Here is a 15,465-nt window from a genome sequence, read left to right as displayed (position 1 = left end):
AATATAGGTGACCTCGTGACCCGCCTCCAACAAAGCACGAATCTGCCGATACCGAATCCGCGCATCCCGCGGGTTGTGAACCACCGTCACGACCAGTACACGCACGACTCGGACCTCCTAGCCTTCCTCGGCCTCCGCGGTCTCGGCACAACCCCGACAACTCGATAAAACATGACAGAGGTCGCACTCCTGTTACGACGGCACATCGGGAAGGATCACAGGCGCAGGCGACAGCCGAGCGCACTGCGGATTGCGCGCGGGAAAACAGGGCGGCAATAAAGCGGTAATGGGCGCGTGAAGCATTCGCCCGATGCGCGGGCTCCGGCACCCCGGTGCACCCAACCTGCGGATCGCGGGGCCGGTCCGGCCCCACCTGTCCTCGTGCTTTTCTCGCTAGGATGACGCTATGACACGGACGGACACAGCGTCTCGAGTGATCGCGGCCCCACCGGACCGTGTCTACTCCGCCCTGGTGGATCCGGACTCGCTCGCCGCATGGCTGCCACCTGCCGGGATGAGCGGCCGGTTCGAGCGATTCGATGCCCGGCCGGGTGGGTCGTACCGGATGGTATTGACCTACGCGGACACGTCGACCGCATCCGGCAAGGCCACGGCGGACTCCGACATCGTCGAGGCTCGCTTCGTCGACATCGTCCCCGGCGTCCGTGTGGTGCAGGCCGTCGACTTCGTCTCCGACGACCCGGCCTACGCGGGAACCATGATCATGACCTGGGAGGTCACCGCTACCGGTACCGGGACGCGCGTGGACATCCGGGCCGAGGACGTCCCCGCAGGAATCTCCGCGGAGGCTCACGCGGCCGGGCTCGCCTCCTCGCTGGCAAACCTCGCCGCCCACCTGGAGCGGTAACAGACCCACGAGCCGCGCTGAGACTCACCGAGATTCCGCTCTGCACCGCGAGGCGCACTTGCCGATGGCTACATCCGAACGATCCGGATATCGATCGATAAACACCGGGCCTCGCGCGCATGAGACGAGAGCGCCCAACCAAGCGCGATGGGGCCCTGACCCGTTCTTTCAGGTCAGGGCCCCATCGTGCGGCCGGTCGGGCTGGCGGGATTCGAACCCACGACCCCTTGACCCCCAGGCACCTAACGGGGGCGCTCACCCAGCAGAGCCGTTGCCAGGTAGCTCGCTGACCACTCCCCTAGCGTCCACCTGTGTCCGCGCGTATCCGCACCGGTTGTCACTCAGTTAGTCACGCAATCCGAGCTGGCGCCGCCGCGATGAGGAGGCATCTACGCGGTCAGGCCGCGACAATGCTCCGTGGAGCTGATTTACCGTCGGATTAGATCAGGGCTGTGACCTGCGCACACGGACGCAGTGCGTGCTATTCGGGGGGCGCATCGGGGGCATATTCATGCAGCTGGGCTTACTCAGCTAGCGAGACGCACGCTCACATCCTTCGAGTAGAGAAGATCTGGCGCTCCCCGGCCCGCAGCATTCACCAACCGCTAACACCGACACCAAGTCTAGTGAGCAGCCAGGCGCTCCCACTTCTCCGAAGGCTGCGGAGTTGGGGGCACTACCTGGTACCCAAGCTCCACCAGCGCGTCGGCGGCTTCAGCTGGCGAGTCACGCACAGCTGAGCGAAGCTGTAGGCGGCGAAACTCCGCCCTTCCCTCCTCTACTGCTCGCTTCCAGTCCTCATTGACATCAATTCCAAATTCTTCAATCAATGACTGAAGAATATCCTCAACGCACGGTCTAAATCTGTGCCCCCCAGTCGGCATATGAAATTCGGAGAGACGCGCTACTTTGTCACGTTTCGCTCGTTTACCTGGGCGCCCACGATCGCCAAACATCATCAGATGCACCCACTCATCGCGATGACCATGAACCTGAACATGCGAGGCAGGGACACCATCGGGGCGCCTCAGATACTCGACGCGGAACAGCGGTTCGCTGGAACCCGAAGCATAAACTTTCACATACGACTGGTCAACGGCCAAGAAGTCTTGGCCCGAGTCCCAGCAACAGTCGAGCCGCACGAACAAGGTCATGCGAGTTTGGCGCGATATTTTCAAGGGAAACTCGCGAACCTCCATGGGCTCGTGGGACGACAACGGGGCTACCACAACCCGACCACTTGAAAAATCAGACGATGTGGGGTGTATCACCGCTTCGAATGTTGGAGCATCTAAAAGGATGCGCTGCAACCGGCTACTAAACGTATCAGCGAACTCATCGGCGAGCCTCTTGAGTTCATTAACCGGATCGACTTCTTCACTCATTGCCAAGCAGATAGTCGATACTTTGGATAGATTCCCATACGGCACGCTCGCGGGACCGAAGGTCGTAACGCTCGGCCCGCTCTTTGAGCTCCTCGTAGTCTGCGCCGACCGAGCGCAACAGTTCGGATCGTTGCTCGCGCAACTCGTCGGAGGTCATCACTATTGTGTTCCCACTCATTATTGTAAACCTCCGCTACTTCAAATTTCGAAACTCAACAACTTTTCACGTAGTCATTCAACCTGAGGACTCCATACCATCATGCTCCACCGACAGTCTCACGTACACACCATGCGCATCACTGTAACCAATTCGCTACGTAGAGTCATCGAGTTTTCTTGCGTGCTCATCGTCCGACTCTGTTAGTGCCTGTTGGGGCACTACGCGATCGACCGCATCAACGAGCTTTGGCCACAAGAACCTGACCTTGTCTTGCTCCCGACGAACCAAGACTTCAGCCTGGTCAACGGCGTTCACCCCACATTCAGAAAGCAACCGGCAGCTACGGAGGTAGGCGGGATGACTTCCCAGTACGGCCTTCACGCAGGGTGCGGCGACGATGGGGACCCCCTCGCCCATCAGCTCGTTGAGCAGCCCGAGCGCGAGTGTGTCATTGTGTCCGCCTGCCCACTTGTTGATGGTGTTGAACGTCAGCGGCGCGGCGAGCACGGCATCGGCCTTCGGCCAGGGATCTGGTTCGGTGGGGCGGCGCAGGTCGACGCGGACGTCGACACCAGCGGCGGTGGAGAGTTCGTCGAGGTCGCACCAGGTGGCCGCGACCGGCGAGAGCACCGGATGGGGCTTCCAGCCCCGTTCGCGGAGTAGCCGAAACAGGGTGGGCCAGTCGAATATGGGCGGCGCGGCTGTGCCGATGACGTAGACGACCGGGCTCGCGCTCAATGCAGCACCCCAGCCCGTTTGGCGAGTTGCCGCAAGCCTGGCGTGGCTGATCGCCGCTCGCGCTTGAGCAGCTCACGAAGCATCTCGCGCACGATCACGTTGTAGCGCAGCGCCTGCGGGGCGACCCTTTCGGCTTCCATCAGGTTGATGACCACTGCCGCATCCTCGCGGTGCTGGGAGTAGGCCCACGCGGTGTCGATGTGGACTTGCGCCCGGCGACTCTTGAGCCCGTCCGGTAGCCCGTCGGTGTCGAGTGCTTCGGCCTTGCTGATGGCCTGCTGCGCGTCTCCTAGCTCGGCGGCCGCTGATACTTGATGGATCGCGACGTTGGTGGGCCCGAACGCCGTCCAGCCGTAGTTGCCATCGGTGCCGAGCGCATCGGCCAGGTACTCGGCTCTACGTAGCCGTTCGGTGGCTTCGGCGCGGTCGCTGCGGCGGCCGGCGATGACCGAGCCGATCAGGAATAGCGCGCCTTGCACGGAGATGCCTGCCGGGGAGTCGTCGAGGATGTTCTCTGCGGTGGTCGCTGCGACGTGCTCGGCTTGCTCGATGCGGTCCATTTTCAGGAACGCGCACGCCACCTGGTACGCGGCCATCGCCTTGAGCACGGGTGACTCCGCCCGCATCGCGGCATTGGCCGCCCGGTCGGCAGCGATCCAGGCCAGCTGGCCGTCACCGACCTTTGTGACCAGCTTGGCCGCTGCCACATACGCTTGGGCTTGCACCCCGAGCGCCGCCGGTAAGTCCCGTGAGGCGCTGTCCTCGACAACGGCTTCCGTCGAGGTGATTAGGCGCGGCAGGATGCTGGCCGCCGCGCCGTAGTCGGCTGCCTGGTATCGGCGGTGGACCTCGGTGGTGAGCTGCTCGATCTCCGGTAGCGGGCTGGTACGCACCTCGCTCAACCCCAACCCGGGGTAGGCGCTGAGCGCGTCGCGAATCTCATCGAGGCTTTCCACCTCGGGCTGCCCGTTGGGGGCGTAGGCCATCTTGTGCCCCGACAGCGTCTCCACGTCGGTCTTGAGCACGCGCGCGATATCGATCAGCACTGACAGCCGGTCCACGCTACGGATGCCCCGCTCGACCTGGGACAGCCACGACTCCGAGCGGCCCACCATGTGCGCGAGTTCCTTCTGGCCAAGTCCGCGGCGACGCCGGTAGATGCGAACGCGCTCGCCAATCGGTCCCTCAGTAACCATGACCCCACTTCACCCCAAGCGGCTGACGGTGGCCCGCACTTTTGTGCGGGTGGTGCCCGTACTTCTGAGCGGCCGTACGTGAGTGCGCGTGGTTCGCCGCCTGCGCCGTGACAGTGGTTGGCGACCGAGCAGAAACGGCGAGCTGAAAGGGCACATCAGCCATGAGCAGCCAACCAGCTTGTACCACAGCGGCACTGCGGGCGCACATCTGTGCCCTGCGGTTACGTGTCGAGTACATCAGGATCGCCCGTCGCCGTCAGCTAGCTGACGCTCGATGGCGTCAAGGCGGGCGGTGATGTGCGTGAGCGTCTCATTGATGCGGTCCAGCTCGCTCAGCACTGGATCGCCGGCGTCGGGATCGTCCGGGCTCTGGCCATCGGCGATGGCCGCAAGGTGGCTCGACGGCCACCCCAGTGCTTCGGAGACGGCCCCAAGCGTGCGGGGACTGCGTCGCCGCGGCCGCAAATTGTGCTGCAGTTCGCGCACGGTTTCCAGGGCCACACCCGCCCGATGGGACAGCTCGGCTTGGGTCATGTCGAGTTCATCGAGCCGAGACTTGATCGCCGCCGAGACCGCCTGCCAGTCCTTGCTCACCACACCTCCACTGCTCCCGGTATCAGGTCTAACACTAGCCCTGATCTGCGAAAACTTCGAGCCCGACCAGCCGGGCTTGACACTCCCAATATATGACCTAATATTAGGTCCTGCGTTGGGACTTACGTCCTGCATCACCAACGAATTGGAGCCGCATGGAGTTCACGCGGATCGCGGACCGGGAGGCGCGGCTGCGCCTGGGCACGGTTCTGGACCCGGACGTTGTAGCTGTTCAGCAGGAGGAGGACATGGCAAGAGAGCGCGCGGAGATTGACGCACTGATTGAGGAGGCCGATCGGGAGTTCGCGGCGGAGGCGCGCGTGGAGACCGAGCGGGTGCATCGCGAGGTGCGGGGGCAGGTGCGGGCGCGGCGTGCTCGCCGGCGTGCCGATCGCGAGGTGTTGCGGTCGTTGCCGGTGCGGCTGGAGCGCGCCCCGGTCGGCGAGGTCGATGGGGAGGCGGCGTGATGAGTCTGTATCTGGTCGTGTGCCTGGCGATCGCTGCCGTCGTGGTCATCGCTGCGCTGAAGAAGGGCGCGATCGCCTGGGTGATCGCGGGTGCGGTGGCGTTGTCGATGTTGGCCGGTGTGCCGGCGGTCTCCGGTCCGTTCACCCAGCTCACGCAGGGTGTGGCGCGGGTGATCACCGAGACCATTTCCGGGCTCGGGTGAGGCGATGACGACCGCTGTTGTGGTGGCCGCGCTGCTGCTGTGGGCCGTGGTGCTGGCCGCCGTCGAAGCCGAGACCTGACGCCGCTGTGTCGCGGCGCTGGATTGACCACACGAGCACGCACACACCGAGGACAAGGAGAGCAATCGATGGGTAAGGCCAAGGACGCCGCAGCCGCGGCTAAAGAGTATGCGCGCAATGCCCAGCGGGACTGGCGCGAAACGTCGGGCTCGACCCGGAGCCTGCGCAAGCTCGAAGGCACCGACCAGCGCAACCGCAAGAAGTAGCAGGGAGCGCCGCATGCGCCGATGTATTGACCGTTGCGGTGCCCCGGCCGGCGAGTGGTCCCGCCAAGAACGTCCGCCGGCCGGGCTCCCCAACCATTCAGCTGACGATTCGAGGAGGACACCCATGGTAGACGACCACGAGGAGGTTCGGCACGAGCTGGAGGCCGTGCGCGACGAGCTGGACCAGGTGCGCCGCCTGGCCGGTGCCGAGCCCGACCGGGACGCTGCGGTGGCCGGGGCGCGTGGACGGCATTCCGCGGCCATCACCGCCGATCTGTTGGCCGTGCGGGCCAGGTGGGAGCGGTACTGGCTGTGGGAGATCGCCAAGAAGCAGGTGCGGGCACACCGGGAGCGGCAACGGCAGCTCCTCGAGCAGGCCAGCACCGGGCCCCGGGTGCGCAGCGAGCGGGCGCAACGTCAGCGTGCCGAGGCCTTGCACGTCGAGACGGCTGCGGTGCTCTCGGCGGTACGTGAAGCGCTCGGGTTCGCCGAGCATGCCGACGACGAACGGGTCATCGCCGAGGCACGGCGCTTCCATCGCGAGCATGCGGCGGTATGCGACTGGCTCGGGCTCGACGACGAGGCCGACGTCGTCGCCCACCTCGACGAGCTGCGGCGTGCTGGGGGTGAGGGGTGATGGCTCGCCGGTTGCCGTGGGATTTGCGTCCGGTGCCGTGGTCGGATGTTGCCGAGTTCACGCGCGGCACCTTCGAGGGGTTGCCGCTGCTGTCGTGGGGGCTCGCTCCCCACGACCGGTTGGCCACGCGGCGCCAGCTGCGGGCGATGGGGCTGCGCCCGGGCGGGCAGGATCCGGTGGCGCTGCTGATGTTTCGGCACCGAGCAGCGTACACGCGGGTGGTTGCCGAGCTGTTCCTGATCAGCCAGGCGCGGCCGGTGCGGGCCATGACTCCGGCCCGGTGGCGGGCGGTGCACACCGCGTTGGCGGCCCGGCGCACATGCGGCCAGTGCGGCACCGACACCGAGACGTATCTGCCGCGGCAGCGGCCGGTGTGCGAACCGTGCCGCTACCGGCTGGGTGAGCTGGACGCGGATGACTACCTGCACGACTACCTGGCCGGCGAGCCGATCGCGGCGCCGCAGGTGGGGGTGGCGGCATGACCGCGCTGTCCGAGCTGACCTGCCTGGGGCTGCGCCGGCCCCGCCCACAGGCCGACGCGGACGAGGTGGCCGACTACCTCGAGGCGATGGCCCACGCGCACGAACGCCTGGCCACCGAAACCCACGAATCCGGGGAAGCCGTGACCGAGCGGGCGCTGGCGGCGGCCGCCCACGCCCGCGCCACATCCCTACGCACCCGAGAGGTGATCTGACATGTCTGGCTTCGACGTGCTGGAGCGCTACGGCACCGCCGCGCTGTTGCGGTTTCTGGGCCTGGCGCTGGCCTTCGCGCTGCTGCACCTGGCCCGGATGCCGGTCGTGCTGACCGCCCGGGCGCTGGAGGTGGCGATGCAGCGCATCGACACCCACCTCACCGCCGGAGTGTCGGCCGCATCGACCGGCCGGCGGCATCCCCACCAACCCAGTACGCGCCCGCCGCGGCGGGCGCGTGAACCCGGAAGGAGCCCGTGATGAGTAAGCACACCAACACCAGCGACACGCACGACGAGACACAGGACAAGACGCAGGGTGTGCCCGCGGCCGCTGGGCGGGCGGCGACGCCGGCCGGCATCCCTGCCCCGCGGCGGGGTGAGGCGGTGCCGTGGCAGGACCTGCTCGCCGGTGAGCAGCGGGCACTGACGGGGGAGGCGACGCGGATGGATCGCGCGGTGACGTGGCTGGGCTGGCACGTCCCTGAGTTGGCGGTACTGGCCGTGCCGACGGCGCTGGCTGTGCTGGTTTCGCCGTGGTGGGTCGTGGTCAGTGTGCTGGGTGTGGCGCTGTGGGTGGCCCGCTCGGCACGCCTGCGTGCCCGCGCCCGCCCCACCACTGCGACCACCGAGACCGGAGAGGCCAGCGAGCCCGAGGCCGACGCGGACGCCGGTGCGGCTGCGGATGGGGCTGGTGAGGGGTGTGGGGAGTGGTCGGCGTGACCGAGCGGAGCAGGACGCGCGGGTGGTATCACGTCTGGCTGCGAGTAGGTATTGCGGTGATCGCGCTGTCGGCGATCGCGGCCAGTGCCGAAGCGCTGTACAGCTTGGCGTTGCGTACCGGCTATGGGACGTGGACGGCGGCGAGCCTGCCGGTGGCGCTGGATGTGATGGCCGCGGTGGCCGCCCTGGCCTGGCTCGCCCCGGTTGCCGCGCGCCGGTGCCGCGGCTACGCCCGCGGACTGTGCCTGGTCGCGGTCGCCCTGGCGATCGCGGGTAATGCCGGGCACAAGTCGATGGCCCTGTACGCGGTCGACACCCCCTGGCCGGTGGTGGTCTCCGTGGCGGCGATCCCGCCGGCCGCCCTGGCCGCCGCCGTGCATCTGGCGGTGCTGTTGGCCGCCGACGCCGACCACCGCGAGGCACAGGACTCGACAGCTAAGGCGGCAGCGTCGATCGAGTCGGACCCGATCGAGGGCTCCTCGATCGCACCGACGCCGGTGGGTACGTCGGCCTCGACTGACCCCGTCGAGGGGCCGCCGATCGCCACCGCCGATTCGCCCCCGACACCGCCCGCTGCGGCTGGGGTCGATCGCGGTGGTGACCGGCGGGAATCGAGCCCGACCGAGGCGGAGCCGGCCCCCGCGTCGGCTGGGCCGGCGCACCGCTCGATCGAGGACCTGCGGGCCGAGCTGGCGGCGGCGATCGCCTCGCCGGCGGTCGAGGTCGATCCGACCTCGGCGGAGTCGATCCGGCGGGCGCTGCGGTGCGGCCCGCAGCGGGCCCGCCAGCTGCGCGACGAACACACCACCACCACCGCGATCGAGCCCAACCAATCGAGCCCGATCGAGGCCCGACCGCTGGCCCCGATCGGCACCGGCCACTAACCCACACCAGCAACCAGGAGGGGCAGCGACCAGTGGAGCACGACAGGGACCGTCGAGACGACGGAGAGCAGCGCGAGCACGGCAATGTGCGCTACCTGCCCAACACCGCTCCCGGCCGCGCGGTGGAGCCGCGCGAGGCGGGGGAGGTGATCGAGGGCGAGATCGTCGACGAGGACAACTATCCGCGGTTGCCGGAGCGGCACAAGGCCGCCCTGCGGTGGCGCGGCTACCGCCACGACGTCGTGGCCACCGGCCGGGTGTTGCGTACCGCGGCGACGCATCCGCGCACCCGCACCACGGGCCGCGCGGTGGCCCGGCACAGCGCCTACGTCGCCACGGGGGCGGGGGTGGCCGCCCGCCGACTGTGGGAGGCCCACACCAGTTCGCGGTATGAGCGGATGATGCGCGCCGCTGAGGCCGCCGGCGACTACGACCGGGTCGCCGACTGGGAGGAACGCGAGCGCGTCGCCAAGCGGGAGCGCCACCAGCGGGCGATGGGCTGGCTGCAGGCTCCGATCCAGCTGGTCAAGGCCGTCGCCATCGGCACCGCCGCCTTCGTCGGCCTCCTACTCGGGTTGGGGGTGATCCTCGCCGTCGCCGATGGGCAGGCCGGCCGGGTGATCGACCCGATCGCCGGCGTGGTCGAGTTCGTGCGCTGGGCGGTGTGGTTCATCTCCGCCTTCGGCCTCCTGCTGTCGCTGGGCTCAGGCGCGCTGGTGGTGGCGATCCTGTGGCATTTGGGGCGGCAGGAGGGGCACACACCCCGCTGGGCCCAGCCCCCGGCGGATGAGGGGGAGCAGCGGGAGGTGGTGCCGGATGAGGGCGCGATCCTCTCGGCGCTGGGCAACCTCAACATTGATGCGCTCAATCGGGCGCTCAAGGAGGGGTGGCGGCCCCGCTGGATCACCGGTGCCACCCGCATGGGCAAGGGCTGGCACGCGCAACTGCTGCTGCCGCAGGGCGTCCCGGTCGAGGAGATCGCCAAACGTAAAGCGGTGCTGGCGCACAACCTGATGCGCAAACCCATCGAGGTGTGGCCCACCGAGCCGAAGAACCAGCCCGGGGTGCTGGATCTGTGGGTGGCCGACCAGGGCATCCTCTCGGGCCCCATCGAGGCGTGGCCGCTGCTGACCGAGGGCAGTAGCGACTATTGGAAGGGCGTGCCCGTGGGGGTGAACGTGCGTGGCGAGCGCATCACCGCCCGGCTGATGGCGGCGAACTACCTCATCGCCGGGATCATGGGCTCGGGCAAATCCTCCCTGGTCATCTGCCTGGTGTTGGGGGCGATGCTCGACCCGCTGGTCGAAATCGACGTCTACGTCCTGGCCTACAACGTCGACTACGACCCCATGCGGCCCCGCCTGCGCACCCTGGTCAAAGGCGACGAGGACGAGCACATCGAGCAGGCCATCACCGCGCTGCGTGAGCTGGCCGGCGAGGTCACCCGCCGCGGCCAGATCCTCGACGAGCTCGGCGGCGATGACCCGAAAAACACCCGCGATATCGCCGCCCGCGACCCGCGCATGCGCCCGAGGGTGGTCGTGTTCGACGAGGTGCACGAGCTGTTCACGCACAAGACCTACGGCACCGAGGCCAAGGAACTCGCGCTGAAGGTCACCAAGAAGGCCCGCAAGACCGGCATCACCCTGCTGTGGGTCACGCCCGACGCCGATGCCACCTCGCTGCCCCGCGGCATCAGCAAAACCGCCTCCCACCGGGTGGCGTTTGCCATCAACGACCACCAGGGCAACGACGCCATCCTCGGCACCGGCATGCACAAGCGCGGCTACAGCGCCACCACGCTGGTGGCCGGTGACGACGTGGGCACCGCCATGGCCGCCGGCTTCGCCCCACAGCCCGGGCTGATCCGCTGCAACTACGTGCGCAAAGAAAAAGGCATCGACGAGATCACCCCCGTCGTCGACCGCGCCCTCGCCCTGCGGGAGGAGGCCGGCATCACCAGCACCGACACCGCCACCCCCGAGTCCGAGCGGGCCGACCCGCTGGCCGATATCGCCGACATCCTCACCGGCCACAAACGCATGCGCACCATGGAAGTCCTGCACCGGCTGGCCGAGCGCGACCGCGCCACCTACCGCGACTGGACCTTCCAACACCTGACCGACTACCTCGCCAGCTACGACGCCGCACCCTACAAAACCGGCGGTGCCATGCAGGTCTCCGCCGAACGAGTACGCGCCGCCCTCACCCACCGCGACGAGCACACCAACACCGACGAGGACGAGGACGACGAGGAGGAGGAGGGCGACAGCCAGGGAACCAGCTAACCCGCAGCCCGGGAGTTAGGGAGTCTTCCCCACCCACATCCCCACACCCGACTCCCCACCAGTGACCAGCAACAACACCCCACCAGGGAGGCCAGAGACCCCACCAGCCACCCAGCGCTGACCCGGCCACAGCCGCCGGCACCACGCCCCGGCCCGCGCCTCCCTCCCCACACCCCACACCCAGCCGCGTGGACACACGCGTACCCAACACCGACGGAAGGAACCCACGATGGACGCCACCACCACCGCCCTGCGGGAATGGGCGCTCTACCTCGCCGCGATGGGCTGGCCCGTGTTCCCGCTACGCCCCAACAGCAAGACGCCGGCCCTGCACGGCCAGGCCACCTGCCCCGGAACCGGAGTATGCGCCAGCGAGCACCAGGGCTGGGAGCAGCGCGCCACCACCGACCCCGACCGGATCCGGGCCGCCTGGTCGACCGCGCCCTTCAACATCGGCCTGGCCACCGGACCCGCCCACCTGGTGGTGGTCGATCTCGACACCCCAGCCAAGACCGGCCGCCCGGACCCGGACGGGGCCACCGTGCTGGCACACCTGTGCCACCAGCGGGGCGTGGAGCTGCCCGACACCTACACCGTCACCACCCCCAACGGCGGCACGCACCACTACTACACCGCCCCGCCCGGTGTGCAACTCCGTAACACCAGCGACGCCCTCGGCGCGCACATCGACACCCGCGCCGCCGGCGGCTACGTCGTCGCGCCCGGCTCCCTACTGCCCGAGGGCGGCTACGAGCTTCACGACGATCGCGACCCCGTCGAGCTGCCCGCCTGGTTGGTCCAAGCCCTGCTCGAAAAGCCGGCACAGACCACCTCAGCCAGGGCTGAGATCCCGCCCGAGCGGCGCGACTCGTACACCACCGCCGCCCTACGCAACGAACTCGCCCGGGTACAGCGCGCCGCTCGCGGGCAGCACAACGCCACCCTGTCCCGCGCCGCCTACGCCCTCGGGCAACTCGTGGGCGCCGGCCTGCTCGACCGGGACGCCGCCGCCCGCGACCTCACCGCCGCGGCCAGCCACATGGCCACCGGTGACTGCGACTGCACCACCCGCGAGATCACCCGCGTCATCCACGCCGGCCTCGACGCCGGTACCCGCCGGCCCCGCACCGCCCGGCCCGGTACGGAGGCCGCCTAAGTGGACACGGTGCCCGTGCCCCGTTCCGAGACTATCCGCGTGTTGTGGGAGGAGACCCCGCGATGACCGATGCTGCCCGCCCGCTGCGGGCCGTGCCCGAGGAGGCCGCAGCCGAGGACCAGGCCGCGGCCGAAGTCGCCCGGGCTCGGGCGGCGCTGCCCGCGCTGGATCCGGCCGTGTTCGACTGCTACCTCGGCAGTCTGGCCCGCGAGCTGGAACCGACCACCGAGGCCGACCCGGTGGCCGTGCTCGCGTCCCTGCTGTGCGCGGCCGGGGTGCACCTCGGGCAAGGCCCCCATGTGCAGGCCGGCGACGATGTCCACCCGCTGCTCGTGTGGCCGCTGCTGGTTGGCCGCACCAGCGCGGGCCGCAAGGGCACGTCGTGGAGCACAGCCAAGCGGCTCCTGGACACGGTCGACACGGACTTCTGCCACGACAACGTCCGCTCCGGGCTGACCTCCGGGGAAGGGCTGGCTGCCATGTTCACCACCAGCGACACCACCGACAGCAGCGACACCAGCACTCCGGACCCGGACCCGGACGCACCACCGGCCCGGCACGACGGGCCGCGCGACCTGCGGCTACTGGTGATGGAACCCGAATGGGCCGGGGTGATGGCCAAGATGAAGCGCGAGGGCAACAGCCTCTCCGCGATCCTGCGGGCTGCGTGGGAAGGCGGAGATCTGTCCACCCTGACCGTCACCGCCCGCATCGCTCCGAGCAGCCACGTGGGCATCCTCGCCCACATCACCCCCGGCGAGTTCCGCAGCAAAGTCTCTGCCAGCGACATGGCCGGCGGCACCTACAACAGGTTCCTGCCCCTGGCAGTGGCCCGCTCCAAGTTCCTGCCCTTCACCCAGGGCGCGCCCAGCGAGCTGATCAGCAGCCTCGCCTTCTCCTTCTCCCAGCGGCTCGCCGCCGGCGCACGGCTACGCAGCATGGTCATGACCGGTCCGGCCGCCGACCTCTGGCGCAAGCTCTACGTCGAGTTCGGCAGCGACCACGGCGACACCGGCCCCGTCGAACAGTTCATCTCCCGCGCCGCCCCCACCTGCCTGCGCATCGCCGCCATCCACGCCGCCCTCGACACCACCAGCACCATCGAGCCCAACCACCTGCACGCTGCGGCCGCGCTCGTGCGCTACAGCATCGCCAGCGCCCGCGCGGTATTCACCGACACCCACACACCGGCCCGGCTGGCCGCATGGATCGCCGAAGCCGGCGAGACCGGCCGCACCCGCAAAGACATCACCACCGGATTCTTCAAGGGCAAGACCCCCGCTGAAGACATCACCGCGATGCTCCACCAGCTCATCGAAGCCGGCCACATCACCCGCACCACCCGCCCCCGCGCCGATGGCAAACCCGGTCGCGGCGCCGAGATCTACACCGCCCGCGAGCCGACCACGCGAACATAGCGAACTTTCGAACCTAGGTCGTGACCAGGGAAAACGCGAAACCCTAAGTTCGCGGCCGCGAACTTAGGTCACACCGAAACCCCAGGTCAGCCCCAAAGTTCGAAAGTTCGCCACCTTCGCAGCCCCAACCATCCGACCAGGAGGACAGAGCCGTGCCACACCCAGCGAACCGTGACATCGCAAGCAAGGGAGCCCAATGCCTGGCAGCACGGAACCACTGGAAACGGCCAAACAACTCTACCGAGTGCCCGAAGCCATGCGCCTGCTCTCCATGAGTCGGTCGTACCTGTACGAGCAGCTGCGCGCGGGACGACTGCGCTCGGTGAAGCAGGGAAGCACACGCCTTATTCCGGCATCGGCCATTCAGGACTACATCGGCTTGCTCGAACGCGAATCGGAGGGAAACTATGGCCAAGCGGCGTAGTCGCGGTGAGGGCGGCTTGTACTGGAGCGAGCGCCGACAGCGCTACATCGCGGAAGTATCACTGGGCTTCGACGGCCGCGGCAAGCGCATTGTCAAGAAGGCCAGTGGGAAGACTAAAACCGCCGCGCGAGACAAGCTCAAGGAGATCATGCGTGATCTCGACGATGGCGTACCGATGGAGGCCGAGCACTACACCGTGGGCGACGCCGTAGAAAGCTGGCTCTCATACGGACTGAATGGCCGCGATGAGAGCACGATACAGAACTACCGCAATCTCGCTGAGATTCACCTCATTCCCAAACTCGGTGCGGCGAAGCTACGACGGTTGTCGGCTGAAGCCGTCGACAAGTGGCTTGCCGACGTGGCTGCCACTGTCAGCACTAGAACGGTGCGCCTGCTGCATTCGATACTGAATCGCTCGGTTAAGCACGCTCAAGCACGGGACAAGGTCAAGCGAAATGTCGTCGCACTCTGCGACGTCCCCACCGGCCTAGAAGGGAGGCCATCGAAGTCGCTGACGTTCGAACAGACTGAAGCCGTTCTCAAGGCCTCAGAGTCTTCACCGCTACATGCCTACATTGTCCTGTCACTGCTGATCGGGGCCCGTACCGAGGAGCTACGGGCACTAACTTGGGATCACGTTGATCTTTATGGTGACAAGGACGCGGCGGACCCGGTGTCGCCGTCGGTGAGTGTGTGGCACTCGGTGCGCGAAGGCGGTGACACGAAGAGCAGAAAGTCTCGCCGTACGCTCGCCATGCCACATCGCTGCGTGGTCGCTCTCAGGCTGCACCGCCTCCGGCAGCGGGAGATCAAGAGGCAGGCAGGCGGCCGGTGGCGAGAGCACGGGCTGGTGTTCGCGTCACAAGTCGGTACTCCCCTTGACTCGCACAACGTCCGACGTGAGTTCCGGAAGGTCGTCAAGGCGGCTGGACTGACACCAGAGGACTGGACGCCGCGCGAGATGCGGCACAGTTTCGTCTCCCTGCTGTCCAACTCCGGGGTGTCGTTGGAGGACATCGCTCGCCTCGTCGGCCACAGCGGAACGACAGTCACTGAATCCGTGTATCGCCACGAGATCCGCCCCGTCATGGTCGAAGGAGCAACCGCAATGGATCAGCTCTTCCCACGGAACAAGCGCAAGCGATAGTCACTCAGTTAGTCACGCAGCCGGACTGCTGCCAGGGCTCATACCGGCTGGCGAGAGTGCCCAACCAAGCACAATGGGGCTCTGACCTGCGGTTTCAGGTCAGAGCCCCATTGTGCGGCCGGTCGGGCTGGCGGGATTCGAACCCACGACCCCTTGACCCCCAGTCAAGTGCGCTACCAAGCTGCGCTACAGCCCGGA

General features: G+C 67.7%; 20 protein-coding genes and 1 tRNA gene. 15 read left to right on the top strand and 6 right to left on the bottom strand.

What is annotated here, in order from left to right; genetic code table 11:
• Positions 1-406: 406 nt before the first annotated feature.
• Complete coding sequence (locus tag CHB84_RS20000) at positions 407-868, top strand: SRPBCC family protein (RefSeq protein ID WP_089303203.1); 462 nt, start codon at positions 407-409, stop codon at positions 866-868.
• A gap of 623 nt (positions 869-1,491) precedes the next feature.
• Here CHB84_RS20000 and CHB84_RS22520 read toward each other — a convergent pair.
• From CHB84_RS22520 to CHB84_RS19985, 5 genes are all read right to left on the bottom strand, one after another.
• A complete protein-coding gene (locus CHB84_RS22520; protein WP_141134747.1) occupies positions 1,492-2,253 on the bottom strand; it encodes a type 2 periplasmic-binding domain-containing protein in 762 nt (253 codons plus the stop codon).
• Positions 2,246-2,410: a hypothetical protein gene (locus CHB84_RS23055; RefSeq protein ID WP_176440050.1), complete on the bottom strand. Its 165-nt coding sequence runs from the start codon at positions 2,408-2,410 to the stop codon at positions 2,246-2,248. The genes CHB84_RS22520 and CHB84_RS23055 overlap by 8 nt, the downstream gene beginning before the upstream one ends.
• A 156-nt stretch (positions 2,411-2,566) precedes the next feature.
• Positions 2,567-3,151 (bottom strand): flavoprotein, encoded by a 585-nt coding sequence (locus CHB84_RS19995; protein ID WP_089303202.1) that lies wholly within the window; start codon positions 3,149-3,151, stop codon positions 2,567-2,569.
• Positions 3,148-4,347, bottom strand: a complete 1,200-nt coding sequence (locus CHB84_RS19990; protein ID WP_089303201.1) for a helix-turn-helix domain-containing protein — start codon at positions 4,345-4,347, stop codon at positions 3,148-3,150. Before CHB84_RS19990 ends, CHB84_RS19995 begins: the two co-directional genes overlap by 4 nt.
• Before the next feature lie 237 nt (positions 4,348-4,584).
• Positions 4,585-4,941, bottom strand: a complete 357-nt coding sequence (locus CHB84_RS19985) for a helix-turn-helix domain-containing protein (protein WP_089303200.1) — start codon at positions 4,939-4,941, stop codon at positions 4,585-4,587.
• Positions 4,942-5,096: 155 nt separating this feature from the next.
• Between CHB84_RS19985 and CHB84_RS19980 the strand changes: the two genes are divergently transcribed.
• The 14 genes from CHB84_RS19980 (at position 5,097) to CHB84_RS19920 (ending at position 15,267) form a co-directional block, all read left to right on the top strand.
• On the top strand, positions 5,097-5,408 hold the full coding sequence (locus CHB84_RS19980) for a hypothetical protein (RefSeq protein WP_089303199.1): 312 nt from the start codon (positions 5,097-5,099) through the stop codon (positions 5,406-5,408).
• Complete coding sequence (locus tag CHB84_RS19975) at positions 5,408-5,611, top strand: hypothetical protein (protein ID WP_089303198.1); 204 nt, start codon at positions 5,408-5,410, stop codon at positions 5,609-5,611. The genes CHB84_RS19980 and CHB84_RS19975 overlap by 1 nt, the downstream gene beginning before the upstream one ends.
• 147 nt (positions 5,612-5,758) lie before the next feature.
• Positions 5,759-5,896, top strand: coding sequence for a hypothetical protein (locus CHB84_RS23050; protein ID WP_176440049.1), 138 nt, complete (start codon positions 5,759-5,761; stop codon positions 5,894-5,896).
• 124 nt (positions 5,897-6,020) lie between these two features.
• Entirely contained in the window at positions 6,021-6,533 is a 513-nt protein-coding gene (locus tag CHB84_RS19970; RefSeq protein WP_089303197.1) for a hypothetical protein, read from the top strand.
• Positions 6,533-7,015 (top strand): RRQRL motif-containing zinc-binding protein, encoded by a 483-nt coding sequence (locus CHB84_RS19965; protein WP_089303196.1) that lies wholly within the window; start codon positions 6,533-6,535, stop codon positions 7,013-7,015. The genes CHB84_RS19970 and CHB84_RS19965 overlap by 1 nt, the downstream gene beginning before the upstream one ends.
• Complete coding sequence (locus CHB84_RS19960; RefSeq protein ID WP_089303195.1) at positions 7,012-7,227, top strand: hypothetical protein; 216 nt, start codon at positions 7,012-7,014, stop codon at positions 7,225-7,227. Before CHB84_RS19965 ends, CHB84_RS19960 begins: the two co-directional genes overlap by 4 nt.
• A 1-nt stretch (position 7,228) precedes the next feature.
• Entirely contained in the window at positions 7,229-7,486 is a 258-nt protein-coding gene (locus CHB84_RS19955; protein WP_089303194.1) for a hypothetical protein, read from the top strand.
• Positions 7,486-7,947: a hypothetical protein gene (locus tag CHB84_RS19950; protein ID WP_089303193.1), complete on the top strand. Its 462-nt coding sequence runs from the start codon at positions 7,486-7,488 to the stop codon at positions 7,945-7,947. The genes CHB84_RS19955 and CHB84_RS19950 overlap by 1 nt, the downstream gene beginning before the upstream one ends.
• Complete coding sequence (locus CHB84_RS19945; RefSeq protein ID WP_176440048.1) at positions 7,944-8,831, top strand: DUF2637 domain-containing protein; 888 nt, start codon at positions 7,944-7,946, stop codon at positions 8,829-8,831. Before CHB84_RS19950 ends, CHB84_RS19945 begins: the two co-directional genes overlap by 4 nt.
• A 32-nt stretch (positions 8,832-8,863) precedes the next feature.
• On the top strand, positions 8,864-11,119 hold the full coding sequence (locus CHB84_RS19940) for an FtsK/SpoIIIE domain-containing protein (RefSeq protein ID WP_245818862.1): 2,256 nt from the start codon (positions 8,864-8,866) through the stop codon (positions 11,117-11,119).
• Between the two features lie 229 nt (positions 11,120-11,348).
• Positions 11,349-12,275, top strand: coding sequence for a bifunctional DNA primase/polymerase (locus tag CHB84_RS19935; protein ID WP_089303191.1), 927 nt, complete (start codon positions 11,349-11,351; stop codon positions 12,273-12,275).
• A 62-nt stretch (positions 12,276-12,337) separates the two neighbouring features.
• Positions 12,338-13,693, top strand: a complete 1,356-nt coding sequence (locus CHB84_RS19930) for a DUF3987 domain-containing protein (RefSeq protein ID WP_089303190.1) — start codon at positions 12,338-12,340, stop codon at positions 13,691-13,693.
• Positions 13,694-13,889: 196 nt separating this feature from the next.
• The gene (locus CHB84_RS19925) at positions 13,890-14,117 is read left to right on the top strand and encodes a helix-turn-helix domain-containing protein (RefSeq protein WP_089303189.1); all 228 of its coding nucleotides are present in this window, start codon (positions 13,890-13,892) and stop codon (positions 14,115-14,117) included.
• Positions 14,101-15,267: a tyrosine-type recombinase/integrase gene (locus CHB84_RS19920; protein WP_089303188.1), complete on the top strand. Its 1,167-nt coding sequence runs from the start codon at positions 14,101-14,103 to the stop codon at positions 15,265-15,267. The genes CHB84_RS19925 and CHB84_RS19920 overlap by 17 nt, the downstream gene beginning before the upstream one ends.
• 122 nt (positions 15,268-15,389) lie before the next feature.
• On the opposite strand, the gene CHB84_RS19915 is transcribed toward CHB84_RS19920, so the two are convergent.
• Positions 15,390-15,463 (bottom strand) — tRNA-Pro (locus CHB84_RS19915).
• Between the last annotated feature and the right edge of the window lie 2 nt (positions 15,464-15,465).

This window comes from Haloechinothrix alba, assembly GCF_900188115.1.
GTDB lineage: Bacteria > Actinomycetota > Actinomycetes > Mycobacteriales > Pseudonocardiaceae > Haloechinothrix > Haloechinothrix alba.
Note: the sequence above shows the minus strand (reverse complement) of the source record. Positions and strands in the feature narration are given on the sequence as shown.

Excerpts from the sequence above, each read along its gene's own strand:
- CHB84_RS23055 (WP_176440050.1), bottom strand. The coding sequence starts at position 2,410 with ATGACCTCCGACGAGTTGCGCGAGCAACGATCCGAACTGTTGCGCTCG.
- CHB84_RS19930 (WP_089303190.1), top strand. The coding sequence starts at position 12,338 with ATGACCGATGCTGCCCGCCCGCTGCGGGCCGTGCCCGAGGAGGCCGCA.
- CHB84_RS19990 (WP_089303201.1), bottom strand. The coding sequence starts at position 4,347 with ATGGTTACTGAGGGACCGATTGGCGAGCGCGTTCGCATCTACCGGCGT.
- CHB84_RS19955 (WP_089303194.1), top strand. The coding sequence starts at position 7,229 with ATGTCTGGCTTCGACGTGCTGGAGCGCTACGGCACCGCCGCGCTGTTG.
- CHB84_RS19950 (WP_089303193.1), top strand. The coding sequence starts at position 7,486 with ATGAGTAAGCACACCAACACCAGCGACACGCACGACGAGACACAGGAC.
- CHB84_RS19925 (WP_089303189.1), top strand. The coding sequence starts at position 13,890 with ATGCCTGGCAGCACGGAACCACTGGAAACGGCCAAACAACTCTACCGA.
- CHB84_RS19920 (WP_089303188.1), top strand. The coding sequence starts at position 14,101 with ATGGCCAAGCGGCGTAGTCGCGGTGAGGGCGGCTTGTACTGGAGCGAG.
- CHB84_RS19980 (WP_089303199.1), top strand. The coding sequence starts at position 5,097 with ATGGAGTTCACGCGGATCGCGGACCGGGAGGCGCGGCTGCGCCTGGGC.
- CHB84_RS20000 (WP_089303203.1), top strand. The coding sequence starts at position 407 with ATGACACGGACGGACACAGCGTCTCGAGTGATCGCGGCCCCACCGGAC.
- CHB84_RS19935 (WP_089303191.1), top strand. The coding sequence starts at position 11,349 with ATGGACGCCACCACCACCGCCCTGCGGGAATGGGCGCTCTACCTCGCC.
- CHB84_RS19975 (WP_089303198.1), top strand. The coding sequence starts at position 5,408 with ATGAGTCTGTATCTGGTCGTGTGCCTGGCGATCGCTGCCGTCGTGGTC.
- CHB84_RS22520 (WP_141134747.1), bottom strand. The coding sequence starts at position 2,253 with ATGAGTGAAGAAGTCGATCCGGTTAATGAACTCAAGAGGCTCGCCGAT.
- CHB84_RS19970 (WP_089303197.1), top strand. The coding sequence starts at position 6,021 with ATGGTAGACGACCACGAGGAGGTTCGGCACGAGCTGGAGGCCGTGCGC.
- CHB84_RS19960 (WP_089303195.1), top strand. The coding sequence starts at position 7,012 with ATGACCGCGCTGTCCGAGCTGACCTGCCTGGGGCTGCGCCGGCCCCGC.
- CHB84_RS23050 (WP_176440049.1), top strand. The coding sequence starts at position 5,759 with ATGGGTAAGGCCAAGGACGCCGCAGCCGCGGCTAAAGAGTATGCGCGC.
- CHB84_RS19965 (WP_089303196.1), top strand. The coding sequence starts at position 6,533 with ATGGCTCGCCGGTTGCCGTGGGATTTGCGTCCGGTGCCGTGGTCGGAT.